A 17,282-nucleotide genomic window follows, 5' to 3' on the forward strand; every position below is an offset into this window, starting at 1 on the left:
AGTGTCCCGTTACGAAACCAGCGATACGCCGTGTGGGGACTGATCCCCTGCGCCCGCGCCCACTCAGTCAGATTCACGCGAAGATCATAGCACCACTAGAGTAATCTCATGCACGCTTATGCACACTCATTCGAGAGCAGTTCACCACCCCTCGGCTTTCCTCGAAGGCCGAGGGGTGAATGGCATGCGTGGGTGAGGAGGCAGGGACAGGATCACCGCGCCTGCACCGGCAGGACGTTCTTTGCGACACGGCCGCACGGACGCCCCTCGATCGGTTGTCGACGTCAGTCGAACTTGACGTCTTCGATGTCGATGGTGACGAGTTCAATGTCGCGCAGCACCACGCCGTCTTCCCCCAGCGGGTAGACGCGTCGCTTGGTAGGAACCATGATTCCGCCGAACTCCGCGTGGTCGAAGGTGTAGTGCGCGGCCGGCCCGGCGTTGAGGACCTCTGCGGTGTAGTCGTGCCTGCGAAGCAGTCCGGCCTGGTCGAAGTAGAAGACCTGCTCCCGGCTGTGCGTGGCGACGTTGTCGGGGAAAGTGACTTTGAGCCGGCTCCACATGTCGCCATCCTGTGCCACGGGCGGTAGTTCCTCGGTCCGGAAACGGGGGGAGACGAAGGTGAAGGGGGACGTTAGATACGTCCACATCGCGTAACCGGCGAAGTAGGCGACATGCAGGTCGTCCCAAGGGGTTTCGAGAGTGTGACCTGCGAACGCATCCCGGGGCGCCAGACGCTCGGCCTGCACTTCGCCGTGGTCATTTTCCACGGCGACCCGCTCGGCGGTGAAGGAGGTACGTAGGCCTGGTCCGGTGAAGGGGTAGTGACTCGCGTGCTGCCGACGAAGGTCGACTCGTACGGCAGCACGGTCGAATATGCCCTCCTGGCCCTTCATCGCCCACAGTGCCCCTCCGGAGCGGAAGGCGACGGTGGCCGACTCGTACTGCTCATAGCGGTCCAGGCCGCCATGCGCCCTGATGACATGGGCCGTGAGATCACTCATGGCAGGTCCTCCTGCTTGTATGTCGTTGCCCTCGGTGGCGGGTTCCGGGTGGTCGATCCCTGAACTTGATAATGACCGGTCGTCTTAACTGATGCAAGGCCCATCGCCTGTGCGACAGCCCATGCGATCCGCAAGATCCAGGAAGTGCCAGCGGTTCGCGGCGCGGGAGGCGAGTGGACGGGCTCGACTCTGCTAGCGTTGAATGTGACCGCTCGTCTTGGAATGCGCGGTAGAAACAGGGTGCTACGCAGGAGCGGGCAGCGGAGTCAGTTCGACGATGGTGTGCGGCCTGTAAGGTGATCGCCCACCTTGTACGGGAGGAGGTCCGGCTGTGCCGAGAGCCAGTCTGCGTGAGAACCTCATCGCTGCGGCAGTTCAGCAATTCCATGCCCGCGGCTACGCGGCAACGGGCGTGAAGGACATCACCGACGCCGCCGGTGCTCCTAAGGGGTCCTTCTACAACCACTTCGAGAGCAAGGAAGCCCTGGCCGTCGTGGCTCTGGACCGTTACGGCGCCACTCGGCGGCTGGAACGTCTGCGTGACCCGTCGGTCGCGCCGCTGACCCGGCTGCGTGAGCACTTCGAGTTCCTGCGCGACGAGAGCGTCCGAGCCGAATTCAACCGAGGGTGCCTCGTGGGCGACCTTGCCGTCGAGGTCGCCGATCACAGTGATGCGGTGCGTGCGACAGCGCGAGACAGCTTCCAGGCGTGGACCGACGCGCTCGCCTTCGCCATTGCCGACGCCCAGCAGGCGGGTGAGGTGGCGAAGGCGCTGGAGGCGTCCACTTTGGCGCGCTTTGTGCTGAGCGCGTGGGAGGGTGCACTGATCACCGCTCGAGCCGACCGCTCCGCTCGGGCGTTCGAGGCATTCTTCACGGTTGTCTTCGGTGTGCTGCTGCGCTGAGTCGCAGGCTGGCTGACGAGAGTCTCGTGCGCCGGCCCCCGATCCGCATCGGACCGGCCCGGCGTCTCACTGCGACGGGGCGCTGAGGCGAGAAGGGCAGCCATGGCCGCCTCGGTCCTGTCGCAGTGTGATGTGCAGGTTCCCTGCGACGGGATGCAGGAGTCGCTTGACGCCTTGCCGTCGACAGGCGACCGGGTGCCTGGCCCGTCGCTTTGGGAACTCGGGAACCGCGGTCAGGTCATCGACCAGGGAGCGGAAATCGTGGTCTGCGCCCCATCACGGGGTTGAGGAAGCAGTTCCGGATGAAGTTGGGCTGCTCCTCATCCAGTGCTGCGAGCGGCCTGCACACCGTTTCCACGCGTCGCTCCGCGCCAGGAATGTTGTAGATGGGGCCGAGCGGGCACGCCGGCGTGGGATCGAGGTGGTCCAGCAGTGCAACCGTCGTGGGCCGGGGTTCATTGCTGACCGGGTGAGGCGCGGGCAGTACCAGGCTCGCGCCCGGCTGTCCGCCGACGGCGCCGTGGCTGTTCCTGGTCACGAGTGGTCGTTACGGACGCGCATACAGCGTGGCGGTGGCCGTGTGGCGGAGGAATTCCTCGGCACGGCCCCATGACCAGCCGTTCTCGACCACGAGCGAGCGCCAGCCGGAAGGGCCGAACCAGAACCACAGCGAGTCTGCCGTTTCCTGCTCCGTGTAGAAGGGCGGGGGAGTCAGCGCATGGAGGTGGTGCGCGGCGGTGATGAGCGCGTTCCGGTAGGCCGCCGTGGCGCGCTGCCACAGTGCCTCACCGTTCTCGTGGACCGGCAGTGCCTTGTAGATCGCCTCGTGCACGCAGAAGTGCTCCTCGTTGCCGGCACGCGTGCCACGAGCGAGTACGTCCAGGACCGCCTCGGGTGTCCGTTGGCCGAGCAACTGCTGGACGGCCTGCTCGTGACCGGACGCGGCCACCCCTTGATCGACGATCCGGTCCAGGATGTCGCCCTTGCTGCCGACGCTCGCGAACACCGTCTTGGGGGAGACGCCGGCGGCGGACGCGATGTCCGCAATGGTCACCAGCCCGTAGCCGCGCTCCGCGAACAGTTCGGTGGCCCGCTGAAGGATCTGCGCACGGGTTCGCGCGGCGGCCTGTTCGCGCAAGGGGGAGACGTAGGAGCGCTTGGACGGCATCGCCCCATCCTACGGTGGTCCACCAAACCACTAATGATTAGGTACTGTGTAACCTCAATTTGCTTCCGCGCTTGGCGGATCAGCAGGTGACGAGAGGTGTGACCGATCATGGGAACGGGTGCTGCCGACCTTGCCCAGGGGCTCTTCCGCATCCTCGAGACCGGAGACGCGGATCTGGCCGCCGACTTGGTCTCGGAGGACTTCCGCAACCGCGAGGCAGCCGTGGCGCCCGCGGCCTGCTCGAGTCCGGGACCCGCGGGCGTGCTCGCCTCCGGTGTGTGGATGCGCTCCGCCTTCAGTGAGCTGCGCTTCCCGATCGTGGACACGGCCGGCAATGACCGGCAGGTCTGGGTCCGGCTGCGCATGCAGGGACGCCATACGGGCCCCTTCGTGCGCTTCCGCGACGGCTCGCTCGACCAGGCCATACCCCCGACGGGGCGCGAAATCGACATCGAGCAGATCCACGTCCTTGATCTGCGTGACGGCAAGGTGGTCGGCCATGAGGCAGTACGCGACGACGTCACCATGCTGGCTCAACTCGGCGTCTTCCCGCCGGTCCCGGCGACCGCACTGCGCATGATCGCCTGGAAGGTGACCGGGCGCGCCGCTCGCGCCGCCGTCCGCGTCACGACACAGGCAGCCGAAGCGGCCGCCCCCGTGCACGGGAGCCGTTGAACCGAGCGCGTGCCGCGGAAGGCCGGCACTCAGCCGTAGGCCATCGTGAGCTGTGTGGTTCGATCCGGCGCCGGTCCCTCGTCCATGATCCGCTGGGCGTCCTTGTCGGGGCTCGACAACCAGCGACCGTCCAGCGACCTTGCTCCGGCCGTATCCGTCCATACCCAGCGTCGTGGCCCTCCCCCGCGGACAAGCGCCGGAGCAACGCCGGCCAGGCGACGGCGACGACCCACCGTCACTCCCTCCGCGACCGTCCCTTGCCGAGCGAGACTGGTAGTAGACGGACACCGCGCTGATCCGGTCCCTTTGTACGCCGGCGTATCGGCTCGGATGGAGGACCGCCTGCTTCGGTTCGCAGGAGATGGAGATGAACGGCTCGGTACGGATGGGACGAGTTCTGGGGGTGCCGCTGCGCATCCACTGGACCGTGCCCCTGCTCGTGGTGCTCTTCGGGTACAGCCTGGGCAGCCAGACGCTCCCCGCCTGGACTCCGGACCAGTCGAACGCCGCCTACACCGTCGCCGGCCTGGCGGGGGCCCTGCTGCTTCTGGGCAGCCTGCTGGCTCATGAGGCCGCCCACGCCGTCACGGCGCGGAGGAAGGGCATCCCGGTCCAGAGCATCACGCTCTGGGCACTGGGCGGGATGACCGAGATGGGCAAGCCGCGCGCGGCCGGGGCGGCCTTCCTGGTGGCCGTGAGCGGGCCGCTCACCAGCCTGGTCGTCGGTGCGGCGGCGCTCGGGGCAGGCATCGGGCTGGACGCGCTGTCCGGCCGGGTGGTGCCGTCGGCCGTCCTGGTCTGGCTCGGGTGGGTGAACTTCGTCCTGGGCGTGTTCAATCTGCTGCCGGCCGCACCGCTGGACGGAGGGCGGGTGGTACAGGCGCTGATGTGGTGGCGTACCGGCGACCGCGACCGGGCCGAACGAGCAGCCGCACGCAGCGGCCAGGTCCTCGGCATCCTGATGATCACCGTCGGCTGGATCTCCCTCCTGCGCGGCGCCTTGAGCGGTCTGTGGCTGATGTTCCTCGGCTTGTTCGTCCTGATCGTCGCCGGCGCGGAACGCCGACGCGCCGCACTCGCCCCGGCCCTGCGCGGCGTACGAGCCGCCGATGCCATGTCGAGTCCGGTGGAGACCTGCCCGGACTGGTGGACCGTGGAACGCTGCGTCGAGGAGGTGGCCCTGCGCGCCCGCCATTCGACGCTGGCACTGATCGACTTCGAAGGGCGCCCCAGCGGCCTGCTCGACCTGCCGCGGCTCGCGAGGATCCCCGCGCCGCAGCGGAGGACACAGCGCGTGCGTGACGTGGCGACCCCGCTGTCGCAGTGCACGACCTGCGCGCCGGACGACCTCCTGGAAGAGGTGCTCGAAAGGCTCCGCCCGGTCAGCGGCATGCGCATCCTCGTCACCGACGGACCGAACCTGGTGGGCATCATCACCATGCGTGACGTCTCTCGGATCGTCCAGCGCCACACACTGCGCGGGACGGACAGCCGTTGAATGGCCGTTCAACGGCGGCGTACGCGGACGTGCCGCAGGCGTCGGCGTACGACCTGCACAGCCACGCGGCGCCGCGCTCGGCTCCGGCACGGAGTGGATCAAGACGAAGGCCGTGGTCGTGAGTCTGAGAGGACAGGGCGTCCGGCGGTCACCGCATCCTGACGCCCTCACGGTGATCGGCCCGGTCTCGGAGGAGGTCCGGCCCCAAACCCGGACAAGGCTCTGACCAGGCCGGACAGCAGCGGAGTGTCCGGGACAACCTGCTGCTCTTGTCCTGACCGCCCCTGGGCCAGCAAGCTCGGCGAGCACTGCCTCCGCGGCAGTGGTTCCCGTCATCGGATGGCCGAGTCCAAGCCGGTGCCGACTGTCATGGGCATGACTATGACTAGAGGCCGGAACCGGATACGTCATCCGCCGAGAGGTAAAAGGAGTAAGGCAAATGAGACTGCGCCGCCCGGCTTCGATGGCCGCTGCCGCTGTGTCCATAGCAGCAGCCACGGCCCTTGCCGCATCACCCGCGCATGCCGCAGAGCAGTGGATCACGTTCTCCTACGAATCGCCCAGCGGAGGCTGGGGCTACAGCACCGTGACGACGGGCACCAGCCTGAAGCAGCTCACCTGCGACCAGGGAACACCGGACGGCCTGCGCACGGTCTCTCACCTCACGATGCCGAACGGAAACGTCCACACCCTGCACGCCTCGCAAGGCAGCGGGAAGTGCATCGACGGCTCGTACAGCCCGATGAGGGGCACCTACACCCTGCGTGTCTGCCTGCGTGACGGCGCGTACGGCACCGATCGCTACTGCGACCGGAACACCTTCCAATACTGAGCACCCACCCCCAACGACGCCGGTCCAGGGAGCACAGGGAGGCACCTTCGACCAGGCGAATGCAGCCCCCTGCGCTCGCCAAGAGCGAACACGGCGGAATCGGCCGTTGCCTCGCATGTCATGTCCCCAGCACACTGACGCCATGGGGAACCAGGGGGAGTCGTCGCTGAACGAGGCGCAGGACGCTGTCGGCTTCATCAAATCGATGCGGCAGCTCAAGGAGCGTTCCGGGCTGACCTATCGCGAACTGGAGGAGCGGGCAGCCCGGAACGGCGACGTGCTCGCGCGCAGCACGCTGTCCGACGTCCTGCGACGGACGAACCTGCCGCGGCCGGAGATGCTGGCCGCGTTCGTGCGCGCCTGCGGGGAGGGGCAGCGGGTCGATCTCTGGCTGGACGCCAGGGACCAGATCGCCGCACGCACCCCCGACGTGCCCGCAACGGCATCTGGGAGCAGCGCGAGTGACCAGACGGACGAGAACCAGCCGCCGCACCTCGAGCACCGGCCTCAACCGCAAGACGCAGAAGTCGCGGGCATACAGCCACGCCGGTTCAAGGGCCGCACAGTGGCGCTCGCGTCCACCCTCATCGTCCCACTGCTCGCCGTGGTGGCCTGGGGGTTGATCCCCGACGACTCCGACACCGCCAACACACAGGGATCTCCCACCGGCGGCTGGGTCACCATCCACCCCGCGCGTACGCCCGACCTCTGCCTGACCGACGGACGCGACCGCGACGGCGCCTACGACCACGCCGTCGCGGTCCAGCTTCCCTGCGCCCAGATCACCGTGCCGCGTACCTACCTCGAACCGGCCGGCGAGAGTCTGTACCGAATCCAGTGGCACCACCCTCAGGAGGGCAAGGGGTGCCTGACGGTCATGAGCACCGGCGAGGTCAAGGGAATGCTCGAACCTCGGAACGACTGTGCCCACGCCACCCTGTTCCGCCTGGAACCCGTCAGCACCGATGAGACCGGGGGGTTCCGAATCCGCCCGGCCAACAGCAGTCGCTGCCTCGGCCTGGTCGACGACGACACCGTCGAGGGGGCCGAGGCGATCGAGGAGCCCTGTACGGGCGCGGACGATCAGCGCTTCCTGGTCCGGACGGGCTGACCACCAGGCCGGCCTGACAGTCGAGCGTGAGGAGTTCATCCCGGAGGGCGACGGCGGGCATGCCTGTTCTGGGCACGCCGACCCTGACGCTCCACGGGGACACGATGCGCCGTCCGGACTCCCATCTCACCCTGCCATGAGCTCCCCGAAGCATCCCGGCCGGACAGGTCGCGGGCTTGCGGGTCAGCGCCGATAGAGCTGCCACATGGCAAGTTCGTCATCGTGCGCGCGAAGGCGTTCGACGGCCTCCATGGGGGTGCGCTGCTCGGTGAGTTCGTAGAAGAAGAACAACGGGGCGAATACGCTCGCATAGCCGAACGGGGCGCCGCGCGGGGCGATATACATACCGGCGCCGGCGTCGAGGAAGGCGTCGGCGAGTGCCGGCTCCCCAGTGTCGCAGCCGGTGACGAGGGTGACGCTGCTCGGCAGGTGGAAATGTTTGCGTACTCGGTCCGGGCCGACGGCACCGTTGAACGGCTGGAATCTGGCCAGTTCCTCGGCGACATCGTCCATCAGGATGCGTCCCTCGTCGCCGTGGCAGGACACGATCACATACGGTGCGATCGGTCGGCTGCCGTCCAGTGCCGCCACCAGATGGCGGGGCTGGCCGATCCGGAGATAGTTCACCTGGACGCCGAAGACTTCCAGCCCGTCACGCAACGGATGCGCGAACCCGCCCTCGATGTCGATGAGGTCGACCTCGGTCCAGGCGAGGCGACCTGCCTGGACCTCACGCACGCGCGACGGACGCTGAGTCGCCAGCCACTCCGCTTCGTCTCTGCGCATCACTCGCCCAAGATGCCACGGCCACAGCCGTCGACCCCGCTGATTACTCAATTCCAGTGCGGGCAGCGAAACGTGGCCGGTCGGCCTACCTGTACGGTCATGCCGTGGGAGGCCGCTGCGCGCAGGCCATGGTCTCGGTGCACAGTGTGAGGGAGGGCCTGGGTGAAGGTAGTTCTGGCGGGGGGAACCGGTCAGGTGGGCGGCATCCTGAACCGTGCGCTGACCGCCGAGGGCCATGAGGTCGTGGTTCTGACCAGACGGCCGGTGCGTGACCGTGACGTCCGGTGGGACGGCCGAACGCTCGGCCCCTGGACGGAGACGATCGACGGCAGTGACGTCGTGATCAATCTGGCCGGCCGCAGCGTGAGCTGTCGCTACACCGAGGAGAACCTCCGCGAGATGATGGACTCGCGCGTGGATTCCGCGCGTGTTGTGGGCGAGGCGATTGCGGCTGCCCGGCGGCCTCCCCGGGTCTGGCTGCAGATGAGCACCGCCACCATCTACGCCCACCGCTTCGAGGAGCCCCACGACGAGGCGACCGGGGTGATCGGTGGCACCGAACCCGGTGTTCCCGGCTACTGGGCCTTCAGCGTCGAGATCGCGAAGAAGTGGGAGCAGGAGCAGGAGCGGGCCAGGACGCCGCATACCCGCAGGGTGGCCCTGCGCTCGGCGATGGTGATGAGCCCCGATCGTGGTGGCGTCTTCGACTACCTGCTGTGGCTGGCGCGCCTCGGCCTCGGCGGGTCGGTCGCGGGCGGCGCGCAGTACGTGTCCTGGATTCACGATCGGGACTTCGTCCGCGCGGTGGAGTTTCTGATCGACCGGGAGGATGTCGCTGGACCGGTCAATCTCGCGGCCCCCAGCCCCCTGCCGCAGCGGGCGTTCATGGGCGCGCTGCGCAGGGCCTGGGGCATCCCTGTGGGCCTGCCGGCGGCGAAGTGGATGGCCGAGATCGGCGCCTTCGTGCTGCGCTCCGACACCGAGCTCCTGTTCAAGAGCCGACGGGTGGTGCCGGGTCGGCTGCTCGAAGCGGGATTCGCGTTCGACCACCCCGAGTGGCCGCAGGCCGCGGTCGACCTCGTGCGGCGGGTGCGTCAGGAGCGATCCCGCACCTGAGCGGTCCGGGGAGTCGGCCGGCCCCGGCACACGCAGCCAGGAGCCCGTTCGCGCCCGACGCTACGGCGAAACGTTCCGGCGCCCAGGCCGCAGACCGGCTCCCAGCCGCCGGGACGATGCGACGGCACCCGGCTCCTCGCGGAACCGGGTGCCGTGCCGGTGTCGGTGTCGGGTGGTCAGCGCACGTACTGATACCGCCACGACCCGCAGACGACCCCCACGAGACAGTTGGGGTCTTCCAGTTCGTGATGGAAGATCAGCGACTCGACCGGCGTCTCGTCCTCGGGGCCGTAGTAGTCGGTCCGGTAGAACTGGTGGTCCGGCATCTTGTCGTGGGAGCCGTAGATGTAGTGCCCGCCGTTTTGGTACAGGTCCTGCTGGTTGGCGTATGTGATGCCGGCGAGCGAGGTGCAGTACGGGTTGCCGACATCGTGTTCGATGACCGTACGCGCATAGCTGCCGTCATTGCTGATGTTGCGCACGTCGAAGTCGTCGCCGTCGGCGGTGCGTGTGGAGTCGTACGCCCATCCGCCGTCCTCCGGGAGGACCCGGATGTAACGGTTGGTCGGCGAGATGCGCTCGCTCGTCCAGTCCGAGCCCGGCGCGGTCCAGAACCGGTACGACGCAGCCCTGGTGCGGTACTTGCCGGTGCCGTGGCCGACCTGGCGGTTGTCGCCGCTGTACCAGTAGTCGGGTCCGAACAGCTCACCCTCGCAGGGGAAGTCCGTCCAGCTCTCCGGCGCATCGAGGTACCGACTCGGAATGAACGTCTCGTAGTCCGTGACGGTGGAGGTGATCCCCGTCGGTGAGAACGGCACCGCGTCGCCCGGCTTCGCCGCGGCGGACACCTGGGAGAGCCTGGTCGAGGGCGCGGTCAGCTCGACACCGTAGCGCTGCCCCGGTGGCTGCCGTTCCTCCCGGCTCTTCGGTATGGGCGTCTGCCCGATCACCTCGATGCGGCCCTCCTGGCCGAGCACCCGCGTGCTGCGCACGCTCAGTGTGGCGCTGTCTGCCGAGAGGCTGCGCTGCCCGCCGAGTCCGCCGCCGGCGACCTGGTAGCTGCGGACCCCCTCCGCACGTTGCCACGACACCAGGGTGCCTGCGGGGGTGCTGACCGAGACCAGCGGTTCAAGGCGGGTGCCGGCGGGCGGATTGGTCGCCAGGATCCTGGTGACGGAGGTGTTGCTGTCCTTGCCGACGGCCGCGACCAGGAGGTCCGCCGAGTTCCCGGTCCGTAAGGGCACTTTCGCCTGCGACTCCTTGCCGGACCACAGCACTTTGTGCTCGCGCTCGTCGATGACGAGGTACGAAACGGCTCCGCCGACATCCGCCCAGTCAGCCTCGACGAAACCGCCGCCGACCTCGGCCGTGACACCGCCGATCGATTCTCCCGCTCCCTGACGGTCTGCCGCTTGAGCTGGTCCCGCCATGGTCAGACCTGCCATGACAGCGGCGCTGGCAGCGCCCAGCGCGATGCCGCGCCGTAACGTCCGTTCGTGATTCAAAATCACAGTGATCCCCCTGCGACTCGAGCATGTCCATGCCAGTCAAGTGGAGCGACCCGGCGAATCTCCAGAGGGAGTCAAGCCATGGGTGACGCTCCGTCCGGCGCAGGACCGCCGTATCGGGCACAGCGTCGACACAAGGAAGTCACGCAGGAAGCACGGGGTCCTCGAGCCCTCCGTAATCAGATAGCCGGCTTCCGGAGCTCTCCTGGGGAAGGAGCAGACGACGGCCACCTCGCAGCCCGCGGAGCAGGAGACCCCCCTGAAGCCGGTGGCGGTTTTGCCGGGTTGTCCTGAAAGTGCTGGGGCTGGGGTGATGCCGAGGCGATCGGCCGGGAGCGCGGAGCGTGTCGAGGCCCGCTGCTCGCGGGGCCCCGCTTCACCGCTGCGGGGTCAGGTGGCGCAGCCCGTTCTCCAGCAGCGTGAACGCGTGCTCGGCGTCTTCCACGGCACCCGCATAGCGCTCGTCGGCGGGTTCCCCGTATGCCAGGCGTTCGGCGTTGTCCTGTGCCAGCGCCCACTGCACCGCGACGATTTGGACGGCAGCAAGCCGCGCGGTGAGTTCCGGAATGTCTGCCGTTTCCTGCAACGCCTGGGCGAGCGCGCGTTCGGCGCCGGTCTTGAACCCTTCCATCCGGGCCACCAGTGAGGGCGCGTCGAGGATCATCCGGTGGACCCTCCGCACCTGGGGATGGTCGTTGAGCCCGGTGATCGGGTCCCGCTCGCGCAACCCGGTGAGGAAGTGCTCGCGCAGTGCGGTCAGCGGGGCGGTGCCGGGCGGGTGGGCCCGCACCACCCGGGCGGCTTCGGTCTCGTGGTCGGCGAGGCGATGGACCACGAGGTCTTCCTTGGTCGGGAAGTACGCGAAGAGTGTGCGTTTGGATACTTCTGCAGCCTCGGCCACCTGGGCCACCGAGACCTGGTTGAAGCCGCGTTCGAGGAACAGCGTGATCGCCGCATCGGAGATCGCCGCGCGGGTCCGCTGCTTCTTGAGTTCCCGTAGTCCTGGCTTGCCGTCCACGACACCCACGGTAGCAAGGAGTTGCCCCGAGGTGATTTCTGCACCTGGTATACATTTACTCCGGGGCGAGAGATGAGACGGAGTGAAGGTGTTGACGGAGATCGAGACCGAGGTCGTCATCGTGGGCGCCGGCCCGGCCGGGCTGATGCTGGCGTGCGAACTGGCTCTGGCCGGGGTCGAGACCCTGGTGGTGGAGAAGCTGCCCCAGCGCATCGAGCAGGTGAAGGGCGGCGCGATTCAGCCCCGCACCGCCGAACTGCTTCAGATGCGCGGGCTGTTGGAGCCGTTGCTGCAGCGGGCCGTGCCGACTGATCCGGTAGGCGGGCACTTCGCGGCCCTGCCGGTGCCCTTGGACTGCACCCCGTGGCAGACCAGGCATCCTTTTCCGATCGCGATTGCCCAGTGGGGGATCGAGGAGGTGCTGGAGGAGCGGGCGACCGCCGGCGGCGCGCGGGTTCTGCGCGGCACTGCGGTCTCAGCAGTTGAGTCGGACAACGACGGTGTGACCGTGACAGCGGACGGTCTGCGGGTGCGGGCGCGCTACCTGGCGGCGTGCGACGGCGGCCACAGTATGGTGCGCAAACTGCTCGGCCTGCCGTTTCCCGGCAGGCCCGGGACCCATCAGGCGGTGCTGGCGGACGTCCGTCTGTCCGCCGTTTCGTCGCTGGTGCCGCAGCAACTGGGGCACATGAGCACCCTGACCCGTCAGGGTGGCGGCTACTGGGCCATGCTGGCCCCGCTCGGCGGTGACCGGTACCGGTTCACCTTCGGACGCGCGGACCGAGCGGACATCGACCGCGACACCCCCGTCACCCACGAGGAGATCACCGCCGCGCTGCAGGCGGTGTACGGCGAGGAGACCACCCTGGGCGCGGTGGACAACTCTTCGCGGTTCTCCGACGCCACGCGACAACTGGAGCACTACCGCGCGGGCCGCGTCCTGTTCGCCGGGGACGCCGCACACATCCACCCGCCGCTGGGCGGCCAGGGTCTCAACCTCGGCATCCAGGACGCGATCAACCTCGGCTGGAAACTGGCCGCGGCCGTCCAGGACCGGGCGCCGAGCGGCCTCCTGGACAGCTACCACACGGAACGGCATCCGGTCGGAGCCCAGGTGCTGCACCACACATCGGCACAGCGGGTCCTGGCCGACCCGCACCCGAGCGAGGACGTGGCCGCCCTGCGCGACATCTTCATCGACCTGATGCGCCTGCCCGACACCAACCGTCACCTCGCAGGACTGCTGTCCGGCCTGTCGCTGCGCTACGAGCTGCCCGGCGAGCATCCGCTCACCGGACAGCGGATCCCAGACATCGACCTGGTCACCCCAGTCGGCCCCACCCGGCTGTCTGCGCTGTTCGGCTCGGGGCACGCCGTACTGGTCGATCTGGCCGGAGTCGTCCCGGCCGACCTCCGACTCCCGGCACGAGTCGACCTCGTCCGTGCGACCTGCACCGACGATGTGGGCACTGCCGCCCTGCTCTTCCGTCCCGACGGCTACGTCTGCTGGGCTGCGGACGACTCCGCCGCCTGCGGTGAAACCCTGCTCTCCGCAATCGCCGGCAACCTGACAGAGGCGGACCGAGCCCCCTGCCCACCATGTCCTTGACCGCACTGAAACAGGCCGGGCCGACGCCGCCGGATTCGACGGTATGAGAGTGCGCGATCGTGCACTCAGTCCATGGGAGTGCTGCTGAGGGGGATGCTGGCAGCATCTCCCAGGGGCGGCGGCAGGCTCCTACCGTGGAGGTCATGGACAACCGCAGCGAGGTACGAGAGTTCCTGGTCTCCCGCCGCGGCAAGGCCACTCCCGAGCAGGTCGGCCTTGCCTCGCACGGAGGCACCCGGCGGGTCCCGGGTCTTCGCCGTGGCGAGGTGGCTGAGCTGGCGGGGGTCTCGGTGGAGTACTACACCCAGCTGGAGCGTGGCAGCCTGCGTGGCGCCTCGGAAAGCGTGCTGGATGCCGTGGCCCGGGCGTTGCAGCTGGACGAGGCCGAGCGGCGCACCTGTTCGACCTGGCGCGAGCGGCCAACACCAGCGAGGCTGTGCGGCGCCGTCCGGCGGCGCGGCGGGTGCGTCCGGGCATTCAGCAGATTCCCGACGGTCAGCTGTCGCCCGCTTGGGTGGGCAACGGCTGCGGCGACGTTGTGGCGACCAACTCTCTGGGCCGGGCACTGCTCTCGCCTCTGTTCGACGATCCTGCCCGGCCGGTCAACCATGTGCGGTTTCGCTTCCTGAACCCGCGGGCTGTCGACTTCTACCTTGACTGGGACGGCACGGCCCGCGACGTCGTGGCGGTGTTGCGGGCCGCTGATGGGGCTATTTGAATCTGGCTCTGGCCGCAGTTTCGTGAATGATCTTCGCCGATTGGTCTTGAGCTTCCGGGCTCGGCAGCAGCGGCTGGGAGTGTCGACACGGCCCCATGATCGCTGCCACGATGTCCCGATGCCCTCCCCCCTGGTGGAACCGTGGCTGCGGGGCGTCGCAGCCAACCCGGCCGCGCCGTCTGAGGTGCTGCTACGCCTGCTGGACCCGGCTGCAGACGCAGCCTGGAAGATCCTGTGTGAAGAGCGCGAGCTTCCCGCTGACATCGTCGACGCGCTGATCGCACATCCGCAGCGGGAGGTCCGCCGAGGATTCGCGCGCAATCGTCATGTCACTCCCGCGCAGCGCGGTCGACTGGTCAACGACCCCGACGCGCTCGTGCGCGATGCTCTCGCCTCGGGCCCCCGCCCGCGGCTGGGCAGGGTTGAAGCACTGCCCGAGGACGTCCTGGAAACCCTGCTGACAGCGCAGGACGACATCGGTCACGATCAGCTGTTCACGGCCGACGTGATCAAGCAGGAACTGGCGTTCTCCGGACAGATACCGCCGTCCTTCCACCACAGGATGCCCGATCACAAAAACCCCGAACTACGGGCTCAGGCAGCCGGCATGTGGCTTTGGCTCACCCCCGGTCAACGCGATGCCCTCTTGGCTGACCCGGATCCCGCGGTACGCGACGCCGCACGCGTTCAGAGCCGGATCCTGGACCCCGCGGCCATGGAGGCCGATCTGCCTGAACAGGACTGCCACCACCGAGGGCTCCTGCTCGTCAATTACGCCGTCTCCCACGCGGTCGTCGAAGCGTGCCTCGCTGGCGGACGTGACCTGTGGGCTCTGGCGCACAACCCTCACACGCCCGCCGATGCCATTGCGCGTCTTGCACGCCATCCCGATCCCAGGGTGCGTGAACGCGTCGCCAGCAGGGCCGACCTCGATCCTTCGATGCTGGCGGAACTGGCCCGGGATCCGGACGACGCGGTGCGGGCGCGGGCGCAGGTGCAACCGCTGCAACGCACCTGGGCGCAACGCGCTGTTATTGACCGGATCGCGGGCCGCACCGCTGCGGACATCGGCCCGCTCGCTGAGATGCTCGCAGAGCCGGACACGAGCTGGTACAGCGCGTGCGCGCTATCCGCGCATCCCCTGCTCCGCCGAGTCGCCGCGACCTGTCCCAGGCTCCCCGAGGAACTGGTGACCCGCCTAGCCGATGACCCCGACTTGGACGTGCGGCACCTGCTCGCCTACAAACACCCGCTCGCGCCGCCCAGGACCGTCCTCGACGCCTTCATCGCCACTCCCCGTCAACGCCCGTATCTGCTGACGCTGCCCGGTCTGCCCCGGACCGGTCTGCAACACCTCCTGGACCATGAGGATCCGGACGTGCGAGCACTGGCCGCCGCCGACACCACACTCGCCCAGCCGCCCATCCGCCTGCTCACCGACCCCAACGCCCGCGTTCGTCGAGTCGTCGCCGCCAACCCCCTCCTGCCTCCCGACCTCATCTCAACACTTCTGGAAGACCCCGAAACCGCAGAAGGGGCGGCAGCCAACCCGAACCTGCCAACCGAACGCCTCCACGAACTGCTCGACCTCTGTGGCCTAACCGGAGCGGCCGCTCAGTAGCCCCTCTGAATCAGGTCGGCCACATCCACCCAAAGATCGTTCGCGGAACTGCGGGCAGAACCTTGAAAGCGGCTCAGTCCGCGGTTCCGTCATGGCTGAGTGAGGATGCGGGTGCGGAGGAGCTCTAACGAGGCCCGGCCATACATGGCTCTCTTGAGTGTTTTAAACCCGGTTCACGTGGCCTTCGACGACCCCGGAACTCCACGAGAGGGTGAGGCCGGCAGTGACGGCGTCGAGGTCCTGGCGGAGGAAACCGGCGAAGCCCCGCATCGGCTTCGGAGCGTCCTGCTCGGCCTGGCGGATCCACTCCAGCAGCAGGAATCCGCGCCGGTGACGCACGAGAACAGCGAAGGCGCGGGCGAGGTCGCAGGCCCGGGTGATGTCCGGACAGGCGAGCCGGACCTGAAGCAGCCTCCGGTCCTGGCTCTCGGTCAGGGTGTCACGAGGCCGCATAATCCAGGAGGTGATCTTCCGCGGACTGGGGATGTCGGCCCGGACCGGCTCAGCGGTGCCAGCCCGCAGGGCGGCGAGGTGCTTGCGGACCACCTGGCGGCTGCCCCGGTAGCCGCGTTCGTGGATCTCCTGGAACAGGCGGGTGCCGCTGACCTGGCCCTGGGTCTCGGTGAAGCGGGCGTTGAGGTATGCCTTGAACGGCTTCAGCATGCCGTTGGGGCGGCGGTCGCGGGCGGAGGCCAGCAGTTCGTCGAGGTCGGTGTCGCGGAAGCGGCGGACGGTCTTGCGGTCGAGGTTCAGGCGGCGGCCGATGGCACTGATCGTCCAGCCCTTCTCCACCAAGCGGTGGACGTCCTCGTAACGGTGGCGGGTCCGCTCGATGATCTGGGTGCTGGGCAGTTCCGGCACCGGCAGTTCCGTCGGGACCGGTTCCGGCACCGTCACCTCCGGCTCCTGTTCGGCGTGTTTGCGCAGGCAGTCGCGGTGCTGGTGACAGGTCTTCTCCACCGCAGCGGACAGGTTCTGCAGCAAATGCCAGCGATCAGCGACTTCCAGGGCGCTGGGGGCGGCTTCCTTGACCGCCTTGGTGTAGGCGGTGGCCCGATCACGGCACACAATCTCTGCACCGGGATGGTCCTTGAGTCAGGCCGCGAACGTTTCCGAGGTGCGGTCGGGCAGCACGTCCACGACCCGGCCGGCCTCGACGTCGACCAGGACGGTGCCGTAGGTGCAGCCCTTGCGGAAGGCGAACTCGTCCACCCCCAGCACCCGCGGCGCCCGGTCCGCAACCGGCGGGGCCGTCAGCAGACTGAGCAGCCGGGTCCGGCCCGCAGCGAGCCGCAGCCTCCGGCACAGGCGTGCCGCCGGACGGCCGCCCAGCTCCACCGCGATCGACCGCAGCCAGCCCGTCAGCCCGGTGCTGGAGCGGCGGTGCCGCTCGGTCGGGCCCGGCACCTGCTCGACGAACGTTCTGCGGGAACAGGTCTTCCGGTCGCAGAAGTACCGGCGCACCCGCAGTCGTACCGTGACCCGACGGGAGCCCAACGGCCGCTCATCCAGTATGCGTTGGTAGAAGCTGTGCACCCGCCACGCCTGCTTCCGGCAGTCCGGGCACCGGCCCGGCCGACCGGTGGACACCGCCTCCACCACCAGGGCGTCGGAGGAGTCGCTGACGCGCTCCACTCGCACATTGATACCGGGAAACAGCACAGCCGCGACCGTCTTGCTCGCCACGGCAGTAAACACCCTGCGGAAACGATCC

Annotated in this window: 16 protein-coding genes and 3 pseudogenes; 10 read left to right on the forward strand and 9 right to left on the reverse strand. The window is 68.4% G+C overall.

Features of this window, described 5'->3' with window-relative positions:
* Window positions 1-284: 284 nt before the first annotated feature.
* Complete coding sequence (locus tag ACTWQJ_RS25940) at window positions 285-1,004, reverse strand: hypothetical protein (RefSeq protein ID WP_443308976.1); 720 nt, start codon at window positions 1,002-1,004, stop codon at window positions 285-287.
* A 331-nt stretch (window positions 1,005-1,335) separates the two neighbouring features.
* On the opposite strand from ACTWQJ_RS25940, the gene ACTWQJ_RS25945 reads away from it, so the two are divergent.
* Window positions 1,336-1,908: a TetR family transcriptional regulator C-terminal domain-containing protein gene (locus ACTWQJ_RS25945; RefSeq protein WP_443308977.1), complete on the forward strand. Its 573-nt coding sequence runs from the start codon at window positions 1,336-1,338 to the stop codon at window positions 1,906-1,908.
* A gap of 66 nt (window positions 1,909-1,974) precedes the next feature.
* On the opposite strand, the pseudogene ACTWQJ_RS25950 reads toward ACTWQJ_RS25945, so the two are convergent.
* From ACTWQJ_RS25950 to ACTWQJ_RS25960, 3 genes and pseudogenes are all read right to left on the reverse strand, one after another.
* Window positions 1,975-2,166: pseudogene (locus ACTWQJ_RS25950) on the reverse strand (MmyB family transcriptional regulator); the annotation flags it as partial.
* Window positions 2,147-2,446 (reverse strand): MmyB family transcriptional regulator, encoded by a 300-nt coding sequence (locus ACTWQJ_RS25955; RefSeq protein WP_443308978.1) that lies wholly within the window; start codon window positions 2,444-2,446, stop codon window positions 2,147-2,149. The pseudogene ACTWQJ_RS25950 and the gene ACTWQJ_RS25955, both read right to left, overlap by 20 nt.
* Window positions 2,447-2,455: 9 nt before the next feature.
* Complete coding sequence (locus ACTWQJ_RS25960; RefSeq protein ID WP_443308979.1) at window positions 2,456-3,076, reverse strand: TetR/AcrR family transcriptional regulator; 621 nt, start codon at window positions 3,074-3,076, stop codon at window positions 2,456-2,458.
* A 108-nt stretch (window positions 3,077-3,184) separates the two neighbouring features.
* Here ACTWQJ_RS25960 and ACTWQJ_RS25965 point away from each other — a divergent pair, with 108 nt between their 5' ends.
* The 4 genes from ACTWQJ_RS25965 (at window position 3,185) to ACTWQJ_RS25980 (ending at window position 7,192) form a co-directional block, all read left to right on the forward strand.
* Window positions 3,185-3,751 (forward strand): ester cyclase, encoded by a 567-nt coding sequence (locus ACTWQJ_RS25965; RefSeq protein ID WP_443308980.1) that lies wholly within the window; start codon window positions 3,185-3,187, stop codon window positions 3,749-3,751.
* A 367-nt stretch (window positions 3,752-4,118) separates the two neighbouring features.
* Window positions 4,119-5,249, forward strand: a complete 1,131-nt coding sequence (locus ACTWQJ_RS25970; protein ID WP_443308981.1) for a site-2 protease family protein — start codon at window positions 4,119-4,121, stop codon at window positions 5,247-5,249.
* Between the two features lie 439 nt (window positions 5,250-5,688).
* Complete coding sequence (locus ACTWQJ_RS25975) at window positions 5,689-6,081, forward strand: hypothetical protein (protein WP_443308982.1); 393 nt, start codon at window positions 5,689-5,691, stop codon at window positions 6,079-6,081.
* A 142-nt stretch (window positions 6,082-6,223) separates the two neighbouring features.
* Window positions 6,224-7,192 carry a helix-turn-helix domain-containing protein gene (locus tag ACTWQJ_RS25980; protein ID WP_443308983.1) on the forward strand — a complete coding sequence of 323 codons (969 nt, stop codon included), beginning with the start codon at window positions 6,224-6,226 and terminating at the stop codon, window positions 7,190-7,192.
* Between the two features lie 183 nt (window positions 7,193-7,375).
* Here the strand turns inward: ACTWQJ_RS25980 and ACTWQJ_RS25985 are convergent, their stop codons facing one another.
* Window positions 7,376-7,930, reverse strand: coding sequence for a hypothetical protein (locus ACTWQJ_RS25985; protein WP_443308984.1), 555 nt, complete (start codon window positions 7,928-7,930; stop codon window positions 7,376-7,378).
* Between the two features lie 210 nt (window positions 7,931-8,140).
* On the opposite strand from ACTWQJ_RS25985, the gene ACTWQJ_RS25990 reads away from it, so the two are divergent.
* A complete protein-coding gene (locus ACTWQJ_RS25990) occupies window positions 8,141-9,094 on the forward strand; it encodes a TIGR01777 family oxidoreductase (RefSeq protein ID WP_443308985.1) in 954 nt (317 codons plus the stop codon).
* 176 nt (window positions 9,095-9,270) lie between these two features.
* On the opposite strand, the gene ACTWQJ_RS25995 is transcribed toward ACTWQJ_RS25990, so the two are convergent.
* Window positions 9,271-10,539: a hypothetical protein gene (locus ACTWQJ_RS25995; RefSeq protein WP_443308986.1), complete on the reverse strand. Its 1,269-nt coding sequence runs from the start codon at window positions 10,537-10,539 to the stop codon at window positions 9,271-9,273.
* A gap of 439 nt (window positions 10,540-10,978) precedes the next feature.
* On the reverse strand, window positions 10,979-11,629 hold the full coding sequence (locus tag ACTWQJ_RS26000; RefSeq protein ID WP_443308987.1) for a TetR/AcrR family transcriptional regulator: 651 nt from the start codon (window positions 11,627-11,629) through the stop codon (window positions 10,979-10,981).
* 73 nt (window positions 11,630-11,702) lie between these two features.
* Between ACTWQJ_RS26000 and ACTWQJ_RS26005 the strand changes: the two genes are divergently transcribed.
* From ACTWQJ_RS26005 to ACTWQJ_RS26020, 4 genes and pseudogenes are all read left to right on the forward strand, one after another.
* Window positions 11,703-13,229, forward strand: coding sequence for an FAD-dependent monooxygenase (locus ACTWQJ_RS26005; protein WP_443308988.1), 1,527 nt, complete (start codon window positions 11,703-11,705; stop codon window positions 13,227-13,229).
* Between the two features lie 143 nt (window positions 13,230-13,372).
* Window positions 13,373-13,564, forward strand: a pseudogene (locus ACTWQJ_RS26010) (transcriptional regulator); the annotation flags it as partial.
* Window positions 13,565-13,665: 101 nt separating this feature from the next.
* Entirely contained in the window at window positions 13,666-13,947 is a 282-nt protein-coding gene (locus tag ACTWQJ_RS26015; RefSeq protein ID WP_443308989.1) for an MmyB family transcriptional regulator, read from the forward strand.
* Window positions 13,948-14,065: 118 nt separating this feature from the next.
* The gene (locus ACTWQJ_RS26020) at window positions 14,066-15,568 is read left to right on the forward strand and encodes a hypothetical protein (protein ID WP_443308990.1); all 1,503 of its coding nucleotides are present in this window, start codon (window positions 14,066-14,068) and stop codon (window positions 15,566-15,568) included.
* A gap of 162 nt (window positions 15,569-15,730) precedes the next feature.
* Here the strand turns inward: ACTWQJ_RS26020 and ACTWQJ_RS26025 are convergent, their stop codons facing one another.
* The gene (locus ACTWQJ_RS26025) at window positions 15,731-16,231 is read right to left on the reverse strand and encodes a transposase (protein WP_443308991.1); all 501 of its coding nucleotides are present in this window, start codon (window positions 16,229-16,231) and stop codon (window positions 15,731-15,733) included.
* Between the two features lie 306 nt (window positions 16,232-16,537).
* Window positions 16,538-17,266, reverse strand: a pseudogene (locus ACTWQJ_RS26030) (ISL3 family transposase); the annotation flags it as partial.
* Window positions 17,267-17,282: the final 16 nt, after the last annotated feature.

Source organism: Streptomyces sp. KR55, from assembly GCF_052245645.1.
In the GTDB taxonomy this organism is placed as follows: Bacteria; Actinomycetota; Actinomycetes; order Streptomycetales; family Streptomycetaceae; genus Streptomyces; species Streptomyces flavusporus.